The 17,549-nt window shown below is 40.8% G+C and carries 13 protein-coding genes and 1 pseudogene; 6 read left to right on the top strand and 8 right to left on the bottom strand.

Features of this window, described 5'->3' with window-relative positions; translation table 11 throughout:
- Positions 1 to 46 precede the first annotated feature (46 nt).
- A complete protein-coding gene (locus OCU36_RS09295) occupies positions 47 to 229 on the bottom strand; it encodes a Fe-S-cluster oxidoreductase (protein ID WP_261837742.1) in 183 nt (60 codons plus the stop codon).
- 696 nt (positions 230 to 925) lie between these two features.
- Here OCU36_RS09295 and OCU36_RS09290 point away from each other — a divergent pair.
- The gene (locus OCU36_RS09290) at positions 926 to 1,483 is read left to right on the top strand and encodes a recombinase family protein (protein ID WP_261837741.1); all 558 of its coding nucleotides are present in this window, start codon (positions 926 to 928) and stop codon (positions 1,481 to 1,483) included.
- A 20-nt stretch (positions 1,484 to 1,503) separates the two neighbouring features.
- On the opposite strand, the gene OCU36_RS09285 is transcribed toward OCU36_RS09290, so the two are convergent.
- From OCU36_RS09285 to OCU36_RS09270, 4 genes and pseudogenes are all read right to left on the bottom strand, one after another.
- Complete coding sequence (locus OCU36_RS09285) at positions 1,504 to 3,852, bottom strand: hypothetical protein (RefSeq protein WP_261837740.1); 2,349 nt, start codon at positions 3,850 to 3,852, stop codon at positions 1,504 to 1,506.
- Between the two features lie 239 nt (positions 3,853 to 4,091).
- Positions 4,092 to 5,504 carry a recombinase family protein gene (locus OCU36_RS09280; protein WP_136998899.1) on the bottom strand — a complete coding sequence of 471 codons (1,413 nt, stop codon included), beginning with the start codon at positions 5,502 to 5,504 and terminating at the stop codon, positions 4,092 to 4,094.
- Positions 5,501 to 5,731 carry a YkgJ family cysteine cluster protein gene (locus OCU36_RS09275; protein ID WP_136998900.1) on the bottom strand — a complete coding sequence of 77 codons (231 nt, stop codon included), beginning with the start codon at positions 5,729 to 5,731 and terminating at the stop codon, positions 5,501 to 5,503. Before OCU36_RS09275 ends, OCU36_RS09280 begins: the two co-directional genes overlap by 4 nt.
- A 30-nt stretch (positions 5,732 to 5,761) precedes the next feature.
- Positions 5,762 to 5,851 (bottom strand): annotated as a pseudogene (locus OCU36_RS09270) (YkgJ family cysteine cluster protein); the annotation flags it as partial.
- A 158-nt stretch (positions 5,852 to 6,009) separates the two neighbouring features.
- On the opposite strand from OCU36_RS09270, the gene OCU36_RS09265 reads away from it, so the two are divergent.
- The 5 genes from OCU36_RS09265 (at position 6,010) to OCU36_RS09245 (ending at position 12,414) form a co-directional block, all read left to right on the top strand.
- Complete coding sequence (locus OCU36_RS09265; RefSeq protein ID WP_261837739.1) at positions 6,010 to 6,450, top strand: YcgN family cysteine cluster protein; 441 nt, start codon at positions 6,010 to 6,012, stop codon at positions 6,448 to 6,450.
- 68 nt (positions 6,451 to 6,518) lie between these two features.
- Entirely contained in the window at positions 6,519 to 8,114 is a 1,596-nt protein-coding gene (locus OCU36_RS09260) for a site-specific integrase (protein ID WP_261837738.1), read from the top strand.
- Positions 8,111 to 9,973 (top strand): hypothetical protein, encoded by a 1,863-nt coding sequence (locus tag OCU36_RS09255; protein WP_261837737.1) that lies wholly within the window; start codon positions 8,111 to 8,113, stop codon positions 9,971 to 9,973. Before OCU36_RS09260 ends, OCU36_RS09255 begins: the two co-directional genes overlap by 4 nt.
- Positions 9,974 to 9,976: 3 nt before the next feature.
- The gene (locus OCU36_RS09250; RefSeq protein ID WP_261837736.1) at positions 9,977 to 11,959 is read left to right on the top strand and encodes a site-specific integrase; all 1,983 of its coding nucleotides are present in this window, start codon (positions 9,977 to 9,979) and stop codon (positions 11,957 to 11,959) included.
- Positions 11,956 to 12,414, top strand: coding sequence for a hypothetical protein (locus OCU36_RS09245; protein WP_261837735.1), 459 nt, complete (start codon positions 11,956 to 11,958; stop codon positions 12,412 to 12,414). The genes OCU36_RS09250 and OCU36_RS09245 overlap by 4 nt, the downstream gene beginning before the upstream one ends.
- Positions 12,415 to 12,600: 186 nt before the next feature.
- On the opposite strand, the gene OCU36_RS09240 is transcribed toward OCU36_RS09245, so the two are convergent.
- From OCU36_RS09240 to OCU36_RS09230, 3 genes are all read right to left on the bottom strand, one after another.
- Positions 12,601 to 15,189 carry an AAA family ATPase gene (locus tag OCU36_RS09240; protein WP_261837734.1) on the bottom strand — a complete coding sequence of 863 codons (2,589 nt, stop codon included), beginning with the start codon at positions 15,187 to 15,189 and terminating at the stop codon, positions 12,601 to 12,603.
- A gap of 431 nt (positions 15,190 to 15,620) precedes the next feature.
- Positions 15,621 to 17,027, bottom strand: coding sequence for a HipA domain-containing protein (locus OCU36_RS09235; protein ID WP_261837733.1), 1,407 nt, complete (start codon positions 17,025 to 17,027; stop codon positions 15,621 to 15,623).
- Positions 17,020 to 17,355: a helix-turn-helix domain-containing protein gene (locus OCU36_RS09230; protein WP_039554378.1), complete on the bottom strand. Its 336-nt coding sequence runs from the start codon at positions 17,353 to 17,355 to the stop codon at positions 17,020 to 17,022. Before OCU36_RS09230 ends, OCU36_RS09235 begins: the two co-directional genes overlap by 8 nt.
- Positions 17,356 to 17,549 lie beyond the last annotated feature (194 nt).

The following is a 17,549-nucleotide window of genomic DNA, read 5'->3' as shown; positions in this document are numbered from 1 at the left end:
GTTGTGAAATCTTAGGTGTATAGAGGGTGATAAAGGGCAAATTCGTTCAGGTAATAGCTTCTAACTCGATCAGGTTATCAAGGGCTTCTTGGTCAGTTTTGCCACAAATGATAGGGCAAGCTTTGAATTGGTGACACACCTTCGGGCGTGAAGGTTGACCAAATAGCTTACAGAGGTTTTGTTCATTTAATTGGATGCAACGTACGCCAGCAGGCTTGCCGCTTGACAATCTATTGTGTGTTGTTTAGTTGTATTTATTGTTATGGAAGTTCTAATTATCACAGGGAAGGAGAGAGGTGTGACAAGGTTACAGGACTATTTATTTTTATTTTTTCCTAAAAATCCGAGGTCTCGGTATTAAGGTGCCCCAAAGAATGAATTGGTTTTTTTGTCAGGATTTCCTACCCTGAAGAAGAGGAACAAAGTCATAGGTGCACAACACAATCAGCAGTCGAAGATAATCCTTGACTTTGTTGGCGTTCTGGTATTGACTTTTATTGAAAAGTATGCTATTCTAATTACTTGTTAAATTTACTGTTTAACAGTCCCTACTAATCACTTCTATCTTCTCCTTTATCTTGTCTTTGTTGTTTTCATTTCTATAAATACTCATAGCGTTATTTAGTAATACCTTTTAGTGAACATGACAAAAAGCAATACCAATAACAACACGTTAAAGTTATTAATAGTGAACTCTATGTTACTTCTGTCTTTTTGGGGTTCTTAATAGTTTGTATTCATTGGGTTATAGGCTATTGACTACACTTCATGTTCTGAATAAAGAAATAGAATTGTGTTCAATAGGTGTTGATTTGTGATTGTGAATACGATTATTATGAACGCGTAAGCTAATGAATACAGTTTGGGTGTTATGAAGATTGCGTATGTTCGAGTAAGTACAGTTGACCAGAGCTTGGAGTCTCAAGTGAAAGCCATTCACAATAAGTTTGGTACTGATGTGAAAATTGTTGAGGAGTATGGTGTCAGTGGCACTATAAATGGTTCTGAGCGTCCTGAGTTGAGTAAGTTGCTTGGTGATGTCACTGGTCTACGCAAGGGTGATGAGCTCATTATGTGGTGGTTTGACCGTCTTGGTCGTAACTATCACGATGCTAGGGAAATGTCTCAGATGCTTCTTAAGCGTGGTGTTGTATTGAAGACGGTAAACCAAGAGCTGGTACTTCAATACACAGGCAAGGCTACTGAAGACATGCTCGTTGATGTGCAGTTGACGTTACTTGCTGGTATTGCGGAGAATGAACGTCAGGCTCGCCTTGCCAGTGCTCAAGCTGGTCGAGATAAGTTATCTGATGATGAGTGGAAGGAAAAGTTTCAAGGTCGAAAGAAGAATGTTCAGCTCCACCAGCAGGTTATTGATGAACTGTGTGCTGATAACCCTCTAAGTCTTCGTAAGATTGCTAAAAAATTGGGTTGCGGAGTTAGTTCAGTGCAACGCATTAAAAAAGCAATGCAAGGGAGCTAGTCGTCTAACTCCAGAGTTAATCAGTAGTAAATGTGGGCATCAATTTCGACTGAGACCTGACTACCGTTATCATTGAAGCGAAACTCAAATGCATTATTAATGTGTTCAACTATAGGTATTGCATCTGCTTCATGATTTGGAGCAAAAAGAGTTATCATTGGCGATACATTTTCTGAATCATAAAGGTAATAACTATTTAATGGTGCTGTAGAGCGAACCAAGTAACGATTTATACTATTCAACTTTTCTCTATCTTTTGACTCTGTCCATTTTTGCCAATCTTTATTAGTCATAATTACAGTGTGATTATCCTCTAAGTCACTGATTTCTAAGTTTATGAGCTGTAGACCACTATCCTCAATCTTTTTGAATGCAAGGTTGCTGTGAATGTGCTCAATTATCTTTTTACTGCTAAATGATGTGGTTACATCCGTGTTATCTAGGAACGTTTCCCTACTGTAGGTCATCGCTGGGTAAGTTCGCGGTTCTTGTCTCTCTCTTGTAAAAGATGCAGAGCTAAGTAGTGGTAATCTAGACTGTAAGTCTTTGCTTCTCAATCGAATGCTATCTATGTATCTTTGTTTGATTGTTTCGCTTAATGGCTGTGTTCGTTTCATCTCTTGTAGTTGATTGTTGAGATGCTTTTTTATCGCCCTAATAATTAAAAGGGTGGCATTGTGGAACTCAGCTTCTTCATGTTTGATGTCAAAGTGATAGCAAAGTGATTCTGCATAGCTTCTAGATTTAGCGTAATACATTGAACGTGTGAGTTCACTCAGTATCTTTTTTGCATTTTTAATTGTTTTTTCACCGATGTTGAATGTTCCTGAAATGCTGGTAACTCCATGCCTTAAGTTTTTCTCCAGATTATTAATTCTCCAGTTGTAAAGGGCGTACATGACTAAGAGTGGGAACGCTCTATTGTAGGCAGAACCCAGTTCTTCAGAGTGCAATGAACTGTAGCCATGAGATTTTCCTAGTTGTTGTATTATGCAACTTGTGGATGATGGTAATAGGCTTACACCCAATCGAATGACTTTAGAACTGGCTGGGCTGAACCTTTCATGGCAGTCTAAGATACAACCCCATTGACTCTTTTGTGCTAGAGCTCTAATCGCGTGTTGAGCCGTATTTTTAGCTGCTATTGTTGCAAGCTCTCTGATTATCTCAGTAATCATTTCTTGTTCGTATTCACTTGCGATTTGCTTGATTTCTTCGCGACGATTGGGCAATACCGATGGTAATAAGGAGTCTTGTGTGTATTTGTCCAATAGAAGGATAAAGTTATCGATGTACTCTTGAGGTTTTGTTTTTAGCAGTTCTTCGTTGTTGGCTGTGAAGCTGCTCATTTCTTCAAAATAATTGTTATTATAATCACCAAATAAATCTGAGAGTCTGTAAAGGTCATCATTAAAATGACTTTCATAAGCAATGAAACTACGATAATTCTCTATTAACTCTGGTAGTAGCTCAGGCTTTTTGTCGACTAGGAAATCAATGAGGTTTCGGATGTGTCTATCAATAAAGGTGATTGTGTTGGGGCTTTGGATGTCCCATGCGTTTACGCTAATCAAGAAATCTGCCTTTAAAAGCCAGTATTGACCAGAGTTGATTTCCTTGATGCTCTCTTCATAGAACTCCTGACTAAACCGTTCGAATACATCGTAGTTCAGCATTTTTTTATCAAAGAATAAGATTAGAAGCCTTCCATAATCTCTTTGGAGCGATACGTATTTATCCCGACTGTTAGTGTTTCTTGCTGACGTTAATGTGGCAGCTAAGCCGTCGACTAGTTTCTTGAGTGTACTAGTGTCAATACTGCTTTCGTTGTTTATGCATGAGCTCTCTATTAAATCAAATAGTTGCTTTTCTGTAGATTTTTCGGAGGTGATTGCAGTGTTTTCAATGTTAAAGCACGCTATTTGTATTAGCAGTTCTACTTCTCTTGAATGGTTTGTGTTATTGCTACTAGTTGTTGATAGCTTAGAAATTAGGTGCTCTGTTACCAAGTCATCTGAGCGTGTAGCAAGGAAAACGGTTTTTATAAACAGAAACTCTTTGATTAGTAAAGCGGACGTAATCAGAGCAAATGCAAGTTCTGACAACAGGACGTAGCGGTCTGAAAAGGTCTTATCGTCAACAGTGCTAACAAATAAAGTGAACGCTATGAGAGCGACTAAAGTAACGATTAATTCACGAAAGAGTAATTGAATCTTGAAGCCCATTATTTGCTCTATAGAGTCCATGTAATGGGCGGAGCCGTAGCGGCTTTTTACACGGTTAAGAACCTCAAGGGCTATAGGCATGGTGAATGCGGAGAAAGCAGTGAGGACTGCAATGAGGTGTGTGGTTATGCTTAATCTATCCATTTATCTTCACTGACAATTGTTTGGTAGGAGTCTGCGAGTTATGAATAACTCATTTTAATCAGTATTTTATTGGTAAGAGAATACCACAGACTAACCTAGAAAGCCGAAGTGCGATTAACAGTATTCTGTAAATAGAGACTTTCATTATCATCGAGAGAGGTGGTCTTGCTTGAAGCAAAAATTGAGGGTAGGTGAGAGGGCTGTTCAGTTTTTCTGGATAGCCCTTTTTAGTGTCTTTACTAAAACTCTAAAACAATGGGTTGTTCATTTGTATCAGTATGAATCAATTCCCACCTTGTGAAATCACTACTAATCTCAAACTTATCGTCAAATGTAAACCACTGGTTGTTTTCAGTTGGGTATTTGACTGTAATTGATTTGAAAGCATGTAGGAGCTGCGTGTTGAACTCTTCACGTTCTAGGTCTGTAGAGGGTTGTTCAAGCTGAATGTCAGTGTAGCCTTGGACTTCTGATTCAAGCGTCTCTTTGGTTGCTTCTAGTTCATTCAGTTGTGTCTCAAGCTGGTCTATTTTGGCTTTACCGCGCTTGGTTGGAGTTTCACTTAGAATGTCGTAGAGATTATCCACTTTCTTTTCTAGTTGCTCGTACTGCATCACAAGAGCTTCAAGCTGACTCTTTTTTGCTTCAACCTCTGCAAGGTTAGACCTAAATAGCTCACTACTAACAGACTCAAGAAAGTCTAAGAAGATAGGTTCAAACTTGTTGTAATTGATGTTCTTAGAGTTTGGACATGCAGCCCTTCCTTTGGATTGGCGGTTCTTACACATCAAATGCCCTGACCATGTTGGTCGAGACGGTCTAGGCGCAACATAAACAAGATTAGAGCCACATGCACCACATTCAAATAACGAACGGAACAAGTTCTTTGAGTTCTTAGCCCCTGATTTACTTGTAGTCTTTAGTGTGCTTTGAACTTTCCAGAAGTCGGTATTACTTATGATGCCATGCTCTACGATGCGTTCATCTTTACGTAGGCGAGCGATTGAGCTGGGAGACCATGAAGGGAATGATTGGTGGGCTTTCTTGATACCTTGACCTGCTTTTAGGAGTTTGTAGATACCTCTAATTTCATCAGCAATGTCGCCTTTTACTGTGTAACCTTTTTTATCTGCATTGAGCTTGAGGTATTTAGGGCAAACAGAGTTTTGAGCTATTCCATTCTCTTTACAGGTCGCCCAGTATTCTTTTGCTCGTTTACTTTTCTTGTCTGATTCTTCACGGCTCGTGGCTGATTTCACCAATTGAATTAATGAGGTTTCCAGTGAATCGTCAGAGTGCGTGTAAACTTTACCGTCAGATACAGTTACAAGGTCAGCGTGTTCGGTGATGTTGTTTATGATTGTTTGACTATCACGAATGGAGGCTCTGCTGATGCGGTCAATAGCTTCGCATAGGATTGTTATGGGCTTTTGGTACACGTTGTTTTCAAGGTCATGTTGTAGTTGACCTAATTCACCTTCCAGTTGTTTGGAATGGTAAGCAGATGTACCTTTGTCGGTGTAGGTGTGGTTGGGTGATGGTAGGTTGTGGGTCAGCCTGTATGTGTCACAGAGCTTCAATTGACGTTCTATTGATGAACCATCACGTTGTTTAGATGAGCTGAATCTGGTGTAGTAGAGGACTGTTGTCATGTCACTTTCTCAAGATAAATAAGATTAGCCATCGCCTCCTCATTTGTCTTTCCACAGAAGTCGAACTCTGCCTTGAAATCACTACATACTTGAGGGCGTTCAGGCTTGCCAAAAATGGTACACAAGTTACCGTCGTCAAGGTACTTACAACGTATGTTAGCAGGTTTACCTAAAGAACTAATAGTAGGTGCAATACAGCAAGCACCACAACCAAGTCTACATTCCATAAGTTATTGTTTACCTTTGTTCAATAGATTACCAGCAGGCTTGCCATTAGGCATTCCCGGGATAGCAGACGTAATACTTGGAGCGATACAACAGGCTCCACAACCTAGGCGACATTCCATCAAATTAAACTCACTAAATAACAGGGGCGCGATAGTAGCAAAAAATGATGAGAGTGACAGCTGTTGATTGAATCAAAGAATGAACAATTATTATCCTTGAACTTTTTATGGGCTAGCGGTATAACACGCACCCCAGTAAAAGAGTAAGAAGTAATCCTATGACGAATCCATTTTGGCAAGAAAAAACACTAGAACAGATGACCGAGAATGAGTGGGAATCACTGTGTGACGGTTGTGGTAAGTGCTGCCTACATAAACTAATGGATGAAGATAGCGATGAAGTTTACTACACCAATGTGGCGTGTAGCTGGTTAAACGACAAAACATGTTCGTGTAAAGATTACCTAAATCGCTTCACTTCAGGTGAAGAGTGTTTGAAGCTGACTCGTGACAAGATCGATGAGTTTCACTGGCTGCCAGACACTTGTGCGTACCGTCTTCTATCAGAATCGAAGCCGATCCCTGAGTGGCACCCATTGATTACGGGTTCTAAATCAGAGATGCACGCTGCTGGTGAAAGTGTTCGCAATAAAGTGGTGTATGAGATTGATGTGGTGGATTGGGAAGACCACATCCAAAACTTACCTGATAGACTATAACCTCATAATTAACTTTCAAAGTTGAGAATGCTGTATATGCTGATTATATGTACAGCATGAGGTTTAGTATGTTAGATAACGATATAAATCAGAAAAAGGTCATACGAAAAGAGATAGAAATTTCGACTATCCCTAACTTCGTTTACAAGAAACCATTGGTTTCCATTGATGAGAATGGTGAACCTCAGGTTACATACCGTGCCAATGGCAATAAGATCTCCATCAAGAAACTCCCCTTACTCAATATTGTTGGGTATGACGACAAAAACAACCTAATCAGCTACCAACCATTAGATATGGTCAATGAGTTCTTATTGTCGAAAGCAATCGATAATGGTGTGCTTGAGCTTGGCACCGATGTGCAGGGGCTTGCTCATTACTTCAGTTTTGTATTGGATAAGCAGGCAGAGTGGGATGCTAAATATGATGAAGAGGACTTTGACCCTCTCTATGATGACCCTCGACCAGAATGGAGTAGCTTTCCTCGCAACAAGCAAGAACGGTTAACTTACCAGTATCGGGATGGCATAAAGCAGCTCGCTATTCATGGTGTATTAGCTAAAACTACGGCTAGGCAATACATGAGCAGTGTCGTTGGTTTCTATAAGCACTGCCTTCGCCAAGGTATCCGCTTCAATAACCCTCCCTTCCAATTTGAGACAGTTAACATTCATTTCGAGGCGTCTGCATCCAGTATGAAGGCTTATCAACGTAAGCAGGTTCACACGACAGATATGCGGATTAAGTTTTCTAAACCAGCTTGCAGTGGCGGCACAAACCTCAGTAATCTACGCCGTGACTTAAAACCGTTTACCAATAATGAATGGAACATCCTACAAAACATATTAATGAAGTCTCGCAGGGTGGTTCGTCATGGTGACAATAATAAACTGCACTCTCTGCCGATTGAGTTTTGTCTACACCCATTGATTTGTCGTAATACTGGATTGCGTAGAGAAGAAGCTGCAAGTCTTCACTTGGGACAGATTGTTAACCCCGAAACCATGATTCAGGACGGCAAAGAGGTATTTAAAAAGCCTGTGATGGACTTGGGTGTCGGTGATAAATACCAATCACTCACAAAGACTGCTGAGGGCTTTGCTGAGAAGAATAAAAGCCGTGAAACCATTATCCCCGCCCCATTGATGAAGATGCTTTATGATTACTCGCAGTCCGACAGGTATCAAAAGCGCCTTGATAAATTCAAAGCATGGTGTAGGGAGCAGGCTGAAGCTGGTAACACGCACCTTTTTGAGGGAGACGATGCGATTAACCCAGAGCTTGAGTACCTATTTATTACCCAGTCTGGAAAACCCATGTTTACACGACTACAGGACTTTACAGGTCGCTGGATTGAAATACGTAATACTGCAAATCTAACTCAAGATCTTGACCACCCTATTGTCGGTTCCATACATAATTTACGCTCAACGTTTGCCGTGAATATCTTTCGCCATCTTTTAAATAAAAAGGATGAATATGGTAACCCCTCAATTACACCCGATGATGCATTGGATAGGGTGTCAGCGCTGCTAGGCCATGAAGATAAAGCGACGACGCTAGAGTACCTGAAAATTGCACAGGATATGCCTTCTGCCGATGAAATTTACGAAGACGTACTGGACTATATTGGCGCGTTTGATGATTTAGAGGGGGCATTATGAATCAAGGGCGAAAGCGCACCAGAATTACGATAGAGAAGACCATCGCACCGATCATTCCATTACGCTTTGAGGATATGGTTTTACTCAGCGGCAACGGATATAAAGATTACACTCATCGCTTACGCTATCTTAATGTCCCAACAGTGGAACAAATAAAGTTAGGGAATGTGGAGTTAGCAAATCGGGATGATATCGTCAGAGACATTCACCAAAGGCTCAAATCCTTACCTGAAAACAGATCAAAGAAAACATATTTTAGTGGGCTTGTTAGCTACTTTCGATACCTTGACGGTGTTGGTTATCGCGGTGATCTTTTTAGTATTACAGCCATGATTGACTGTATTAAGCACTTCAATAAATTACGCGAAAAAGGTGAACGGGTAACGGTAGGAGAGCAGATTCAAAAGTCCTTATCAGTGTTATTAAGGCTGTGGAATCGGGAGTCTGACCTTAAGACGCTGCCAGAAGTTGCAGCGAAACCTATTGCAGCGTCCAAAGCGTTCAATATTGAAACAGAGCTGAAACCATTGTCAAAGGTGTTAGTTAGAGGCGCACTGGCCTTTCAGAAAGCGATTGAGAAAAGTGAGTTGCTAGATATTCACCCGTTCTATGACGATGAGCTGTTTTCTGAACGAGCAAAGCTTCAAGGCTGGACACCAAGCGTAAGTGCAGGCAAGAAACGAGGCTTTAAGTTGTGTATGCAACCTGTCCCTGGAACAATAAAGGATAGCTTGCTTCCACTTGAGAGACTGTATCGGCAGGTTTTTTATAATCAAGCATCACGCAATTGGTTTTTTTTGTTCTCAATGCTGACAGGTATGAATACATCAGTGCTCGCTAATGTGCGACGTAAGGATATCGCATTTAAGGGTATTGGAAGCGGAAGGTTTGTTTTTGACGGTGAAAAGTGTAGGGCAGGTTATAGGTCCTTGGATAATAGCTGTGGTTTTAGTCAGCGAACCAAAGAGCTGATTACCAGATGGATTAAAACATCTCAATTGATGTACCAATCACTAAATATACCGCTTTCAAATGAGCTTCCTCTTTGCCCTTTCTTTAACGCCAACGGTGAGGTATGGACTTTCAATGATAAGGGTACAAATATTGGCTATCTCAATACACAGCTTGAGAAGATTACTGGGATAAAGGTTACTACAAGTCGATTCAGGGCAACAAAATCTGATGTACTGATGCGAGTCACAGAAGATATCTTCCTTGTGTCACAGGGGCTGAACAATACCATAAATGTTGTCGCCAAGCGTTACTCTAGTGGCGTTCAGGCTAATCATGATAGTAACCTAAATGCCACGTTTGGCGCGTTAAGCGCTGTTGCCAAGGGCGTGGAAATTGGTGAAGCAATCAAGGGTGCAAAGGTGCTCCATAGCGATATTTTATCAGATTATGACTATAAGAAATTGCGTAACCGTGAAAGTAAAGAACAGCCATTTATGACAACGCCCAGTGGTGTCAAATGCGCAGGGGCAACACCAGAAAAGCTTGTTGCTGAGGCGAGGCGCATGAAGCAGTTAGGCATTGATTTCTCTAAAGATACAGGGCGTTGTACGGATTTTCTGGCTTGTTTTGATTGTAACAGTCATAAGTTAGTTGCCTCAGAAAATGATATCTGGTTAATGCTGTCATTTTTAGGTCAAATTGAAGACCTAAAAAATATGGTGGCTAGTAATTCCACACCTAAGGAAGAGTATTTCGTGGTTGAAGGCATGTTGAAAAAAGTTCTTCTCAGACTGAAGCAGAAAGCACCTAAAAACTACGCTGAAGCAAAACAAAAAGTGGATGATGGAGAGTATCACCCTCTTTACCAAGACAGAGCCAGTGCGAACCAATTTTTTAAAGGATAACCTATGTCTGAAGCACTTATACAACTTCGCCAAGAACTTGCTGAAAATCCGTATGTGACGTTTGACTCTGAAGGGAAAGGCAAGTCACGTGTCTTTGATGTAGAGTGGGATTTTCGCGCCCTAAAGCAGAACACAAAAATACTTTGTTTTGGGCATATTGATGTGAAATATCGCCACGATATTCAGTCTTACCTTTATGCGCTGATGCAATGGCAAAAGAAGAATTCGAGCTCTAATTCACATGTGGCTGTTGGTTCGTTGAAAAGTAGTAGGAATCATTTTACAAAACTCGCAAAACTCTGGGGAAAGAGTGAATTCAGCTTGCTTTCGAGTGAACGTGAATGGAAAAAATGCACCAAAAAATTGGAATGGGTTGGCAGTAAGGTTTCGTGTCGTAAACTTGCAAGTGTCATTAATTCGTTGAATAAAGCGGGTCTTGTAACGCGATATGTCCATAGGCGAGAGTATACTAAGTGGGTTAACCCTAACGCTGGTAATGGGCAAGCAATCGCATTTCCTGAAGCTATCCACATCAGCATTTTAAAGGTAGTTATTGAATTTGTGGAAACTTATCATCCATATCGCCACCAAATTTCAAAGGCTATGGAAAAACTTTATAGTTATCAGGATGAAATGTTTAACGCTGAGCTTAAAGCTCTAGGTGTGAGTGCTCTAAGCGACAGTGAAATGAAGACATTTACAGGAAATATGTCTCGTATAACAAGCAAGTGGCCTGAACGAAAAGCTATTCCCAATTTCTCATTTCATAGGAGAGGAAATTGGTTGGGCAAATTGCTCAGGATGTGTTTTTTGTGTGTGGGGTTATTCTCTGCTGCACGAAAGAAAGAATTGCTTTCCATGAGCAAAGAGAGCTATGACGACACACTTGCTGCTGTGCCTAAGATCTCAGGATTTTCTACTAAAGGAAATAAGGGTGAAAGAGTGTATACAACGTGGAATACAGCTCCTATCGCAAAACAGGCACTGGAGTTAGCTTTTGACGCCACGCAAGCCGCTAGAAAATATTCGTTAAAGATACTAGATGATGGTTATCAAAATAGTTTGTTAACCGAAGACCAATATAATGCAATGCTACAAGATCTTCAGAGTGCCTTTATTTCTTCTGATATCCCTTATGACAGTGAAGCACTGATAAATAAAATGTCGCTACAATACAAGGTTGATGGTGCTGATAATTCATTGAATATGAAAGATTTAAATATCACAGCGACCGAAGAAGATGTTGAGGAATTCGACCTTTTAAATCCAGAACGAGCTGGTAGTTTGAAGGTCGGATGTGGTCTACCAAAGCTTAGTCCCCACGATTTACGGCGAAGTTTTGTAGTCTTTATGGTAAAGAACCGTCTGGGTAATGCTCTTACAGTCAAATATCAGCTTAAACACCGCAATATCAATATGTCGAACTGGTATGCAAACTATTCCGAACTGGCGCGTACCAATCAGCTGTTGATGGATACTGAATTAATGAATGAATTTGAGAAAGCCGTTGAAAGTTCAGCGGTCGATGCATGGGATGAGATTTACAACGTATCGGAAACCTTAAGCGGTGAAGAAGGCGAGCGCATAGCCAAAAATAAAGCAGAGCGGTTAGCACAGGGTGAACAAATCGTTATGTCACGAAGTGAATTGTTAGCTTTGGTAAGGTCTGGTGACAAATCCATTGTATTACTGCCTACGGGGGGGTACTGCACCAACCGCAATTGTGAGCGCCTCTGCTCACTGATGGATATCGTTGAAGCTCCTTGTACGCATAAGATTATCACTGATAAAGCGGCCAAAAGGCTTTCAAGGGAGCGGGACAACCTCATCGCTTCATTCAGGGTAATCAATGACATGGGTGATTATGCCAATGAGTTGATTCTGGATGCCAGGAAAAAGAAGATTCAGTCTATTGAACCAACTCTAGTCAAACACAGCATCCCTTTTGATAACTTCAATGATGATATTAAGGCGGTGTGGTCATGAAAGTAGAGTATAAGGCAACCTGCAAGGCAGAAGGGTTATTGGTCAATGCATTTCAGCGACTACTAGATGGTAAGCCGCTCCATGTTAAGGCAACCGGAAAACTCACGTTAAACCGAATCAATAATGAAGCCCAGCTTGGCAATAGCTATGTCCATAAGTTCAAGGATTTCGTGACTTACGCCAAACCTGTTATTGATGAATACAACCTCAACCGCGATAAGGCGATGACAACAGGTTTAGATATTGAGCTATGCGTTCCTTTGTCTGAGCTTGATGGGCTAAAACATCAGCTAAAGAAAGCCAATGAGCTTAAAAGTAAATACAGGGTGCAACGAAATAATGCCATTGAGGCCCGAAAGCAGTTAGAGGCTGAGAACACCAGGCTCCGATTTAGGGTGTTTGAGCTCCAACAAGAGTTGTTGGATGAACATTCGGTTGTGACGCCAATAAAGTAATACGCAAGTGTAATGGGGCAAGGGAACGTAACTCGTTTCTGCCCCGAAGTTGCTTAGACCTTTTACTCATTCGCATCCTGTTAATAAGCTTTTGCCATACTAAAAGTTATCCATTCTTATCATGCGGTTAATCCCCGTGATGTATCACGGGGGTAAATTCCACCTTTCCTTCAGTGTTAACTAGTCTTAAGTTCTTTTTCGATCTGTTTGTAGATGTTTGAGGTAATCTTTAATTTCATCAAAATCGGCTACTACTTCATCGATCGTTGGACAAGGACGTATACCTGCGGCTGTGTCGTGACCAACAAAGTCGATACAGCATTTATCATACGCAAGGTGAATACGCTCTAAATCAACATTAGTAATATCGTCTACTCGATTTAATCTTTGCAGATGCACACCTCTTTCGAACCTATTAACGACTTTATTTAATAGTTTCTCTTCAACCAATCGCTCCCATGCTTCACGCAGAAAACTATAGAAAACCGCAGCAGCTTCTCTAAATTCAGTCTCTGTTCCTGTCTCATCAATCTTTCGAAGTTTTTGGAGCTTAGTAGTTAAAACTCCAATTCGCTTCGATGTAGGAAGCGCATCCCACGGAGGATTGGTTCTTACAAGGCCGGAGTTACTTCTAGATCTTTCTAGGCTGATGCAATTGACCTTATCTTGCTTTAGGCTATCTGAAGCTTCTAGTAGTAGCTTGTAGAATACTATGTCGTGAGTAAACACAATGACTTGGCGTTCTAGTGATTCCTCTACTAATCTTTTTGCGACTTTTGCACTCCATTGATGGCTAAGCGAGTTCACTGGATCATCAAATAGAACAGCAGATCTTCTAGAGTCAGCTTTCATTTCTGATAAAAAGCTCGCAATTGCAATACACCTTTGTTCACCTTCACTAGCAACTTTACCAACAACAGATTCGTTTGAGTTGGCTAGCTCTAATTTAAATTGCTGTTGTCCGGCTTTATTTCTAGTTTTAACTTTGATGTCAAATCTATTAAAACCAAAGGATTTAAGCTCTTTCACAAAAGACTCTTTTAGTGGCTCTATAACACTTTGTGAATAAATCCTAGCTGACAACGTTGATATACTTCTCGTAGCGCACTGACTTGAGATCTCATTTAACTTAGCTACTCTTTTTGACCGTCTTACGTTAGTTATGATGTTTGCTTTGTGTTTGGCAATGTAGGCTCGATCTGTTAATTCGGTCAGTCTTGCTTGTTTCTTAGCCACAAATTCGTTGTTACTGCTTTGCTGTTCAAGTTCTCCGATTTGCGTGAACAGATCTTTATCTATTTCCCGCAATGCTTGGAAATGAGACAAGCTAACTCCGTCTAACGACTCGGGTAGCACGGAACCTGATAAAACAGTCTGCCTGTTTACTAAATTCTGGTTTAATTCCTCAAGCCCAACTTTTAACCCAGGTTTTATTATGTCAAGGTCGTTCAATACACCTTCAAATTGGGCAATATTCAAACTCAAAGACTTAACGGCAACCTTAGCCAGAGTTAGTGCTTTCAGTGCTTCAGCTGTATTTCTTGCAGCCTTATCATTAAGAAAAGCTTCGAGTTCTTGTAATTTGTCGGCCGATGTCTCTTGGATGTCTTGTAAGCAAAACGGACAGGAATCACCTTTTGTTGGAGGGAATTGTTGGCCTTTATTTTCTTTTACCAAGAAGTCTTTTGCTGCTCTCCAAAGGACAGTCCATTGTGTATCACCAATATTATCAAACGGTAGATCACTTAGTGTCTTTTGTCTCAACGCGTCAGATACTCGTTTCTTTTCTTGATAGTCGAGTTCTAAACCTTTTAATACATCGAAATTACTAGAACCGAGTACTTCGATAGGTCTTTTGTAGGACTCAAGTAAAGGGGCAATATAACTACGCTGCTTAATTAAACTCTTTCTGATTTGTTCTGGCGATTTGGCCATGTCACTAACCAGCTCGTCCTGCAATGGTTTTATAGATTCAATTTCTTCCTTAGTTGCGCAGTGCAATTCAATATCAGCTTCATTTGTTAACTCTGAAATTTGATTAAGAAACAATGCAGCTTTACTTTGTGAATTTAACGATGGAATAGCAACAAAACCGTTACCACCCATGACATCTTCACTTATTCTATTTTTTATGCTTTCCACAACCTTTGTAAGCTCTGTGATTAAGTTCAAACCTACTGGTTTATAACCTAAAGCATCTTCATTAGATAAATAGTGGTGTGCTGAAGATGAATCGAATACACGAATAGACTTGGCAGCATTATTGTTTGATGCCCCATTACTCCATGTTAATTCTGTCGGTGTGTCATCAATCTCGAGTGTGAGTAAAGCTTGAGGAGGTTTAGGTGCAGAAGTGAAAACATTACCCGCAATAGGTTTCAATGCTCCCCGAGTCAAACACGCATGTTTTAAAATTGACGTATAGCTCGACTTACCGGCCCCGTTGTCTCCATATACGATAGTTAATCCATCTTTTCTAAAATCTAATTTTTGATCTTCCGCTAACGCAGCAACACCTTCAACTTGAGACAAGCTAATCAGTCGAACCGAATTTTCTTCGGCCATGTAGCCCGATATATCAATCGGTGATAACAACTGCTCATGGTTTGGGTGTTTCGGTTCCAAGCCCTCAACACTCTTCGCAAAATTGAAAATAAAATCGATATGGTTTTGGTTTAGCTCTCCTTCTTCAAGAGCAACCTTTAGTGCTAGATTCCACCATACGGGCTTATCCTTGGACCACTCTACTATTGATTCTACCGCATTCATCATCATTAACCTTAACACGCCAAATAAGAGTCTAGTGTAATAGAGTTCAGTTGCATTCAGGTGTAAAAAATTGGTTTATCGTCTAACAACGTGCGTAAAATCAACAAGTAATAGAATTATTCATAATATTTATTATCTTCTCGAATCATTTCTTTGATAACTCATAGAGCCCAGATGTTAAAAAAGCCGAACTCATGAGTCCGGCTTCTTTTTGATTGATATGATCCAAAAGGAGGACTGGCTAATCCAACAAACAAGGTTTCTCCCTAATCCCAATTGTAGTTGATGAGTAAATTTAGCCACTTGACTAGAGGTTTTGTAATACCCAAGATAATCCGTTAAATGCTAATTTAGTAAAACTACTAACAAGCTTATGTCCAAAAGTGGTTTATAAATTGCTAATGCTCGCTTGCTAATGCTCGCTTCTGCATTAGCCACTAAAGAAGCTCACTCATTTCTGGGACACTATCGGCTTGCGCTAGCAAGTATTCGCACTCTGTTTGGATGAGTGAGACACATAGCTCTATGTGTTCACGTTCCCCATCATCGATTCCTTGAGCTTTGGTAAGGTCAATCGCTTCCTTCAGGGCATTTTTTATAGCACCAACGGTTTCTACCATTATGGAAGCCATTTTGGTGCCAGAATAACCGAGTAGAGCGCCGAATTCAGCTAAATCATAGCTGGTGATAGGGCGTTTGAAGTTACCTTTCGGCGGATTTTGAAAGTCCTCACTTTCCCAATCTCCAATCGACATTGCAAAATATTGAGGGATACTGGCGGCACGCCCCTCATCAGCAGACAATTTACCGCTTCGTGAGTTACGTTTTGTTCCCTCTTGAGCGATGGCTTCTATGTTTACTAAATCATAAAAAGGGGTTAGTTCCAGCCCTTTAGGGGTGACGAAGAAGCTAATATTTTTACCATGAGCATCGTAGTTTAGCGTTACTAGATTAAAGAGCATCCATTGGGTGAGCTTTAGGTTAGTGATGACCGTGTCTATGGTTTTGACACACAGTATGCGTGGGAAAGAAACGCCATCACGCATATATACGCCATCGCCTTCATCCCCATTCTGACGCTCGTATTTGTAACCTGGAGGTAAGTCAGTTGCCTGACAGCCATCAATCACATGTCTTCGTTGAACGATATCACGAGTAGCGATATAGGCACGATCGAACCGCTCTATGATCAGCGTCCTAGTATTCCCAATGCGAGTTAACTCAACATGAGCGACGTCCAAACCTGCTAGCTTGGCTAATGTCATGCAAAAGAACTCATTAACAGCAATACACGGTGCTCTACCGCTTTCAAATTTCAGAATGTAGTTCGAACTTAATTTTCCTTCGCCAAACCCCCATTCATCACCGCGCTTAAGTAAGTTTAATTTGTTTTGCACACCAGCAACCGAAAGGCGAACCTTACCGTCCCAATAAACTAATGGTGCTAGATTTCGCTCTAGTCGTTCTATTAGTTCATCATCAGGTACAGATCTAAAACTAGTTTCTTGAGGTTCTGATTCTGGAGCTCGAAAAGATAATGCGCCAGATGTTTCCGCACCAAGCTTACGAATCAGCCCGAAAGTGTTGCTTTTGGAGATAGTGGTGTTTTGTATCATCTCCTCAAAGGCTTCTCCTTCAGGAAGGAGGTTTCTGAGGTAGTTCTCAATACTACGTGGCGAAGCCCGATCATCGAAAGGGATGTGGGGCGAAATCGGGAAACCAGTGTGTTTCCATTCATCTTCATAGATGAATGAGAACTCTGTTTCTGTTCCGACAGGAAGAATCAAACGACCAATTTTGGTATTCGTACCGATAAACACGTCTAACTGTTGTAACTTACTCATACCAACCGTCCTCATTGCCTCTCACGCTGTTTTCAGCTTGGGAGGGTATTTGGCTATGTGGACGAACAAATAGGTTTAAATCGATAAGGCGTAACGATAGCCCTAAGATGTCCATGAGGACGAGCACATTGGCAAAGGTGACACTGGTCTCGCCTTTTTCTACTTTCATGACTGTTCTACGAGATAAGTTGGCTTTTGAAGCGAGATCATCAATACGCCAGCCTCTATCGGTGCGCTTTGAGCGAATGGCGGCTCCCAGCGTTTCCATACTGAACTCGGTATTCAAATCAGGCATAGGTTGTGCCTTTACCATCTTACCTTTTTTCATAAGTGCCTTTTAATGTACTTTTGTTACTATTGGGGTCGCCTCAAAATATAGGTTCACTATAACTCACTTTTGAAGTGTCTGTATAAGAAATTATTTAAAAGTGTAATTTAAGTAACTTATGTTTAGTTTGCTAGTTGTATGTTCGTTCCAATAAGTGGCAATCTGTTTTTGCTAAACTAGAGTAAGCGTGTCAT

The sequence above is a fragment of the Vibrio artabrorum genome (genome assembly GCF_024347295.1).
In the GTDB taxonomy this organism is placed as follows: Bacteria; Pseudomonadota; Gammaproteobacteria; order Enterobacterales; family Vibrionaceae; genus Vibrio; species Vibrio artabrorum.
This window is presented reverse-complemented; position numbering and strand designations above follow the sequence as displayed.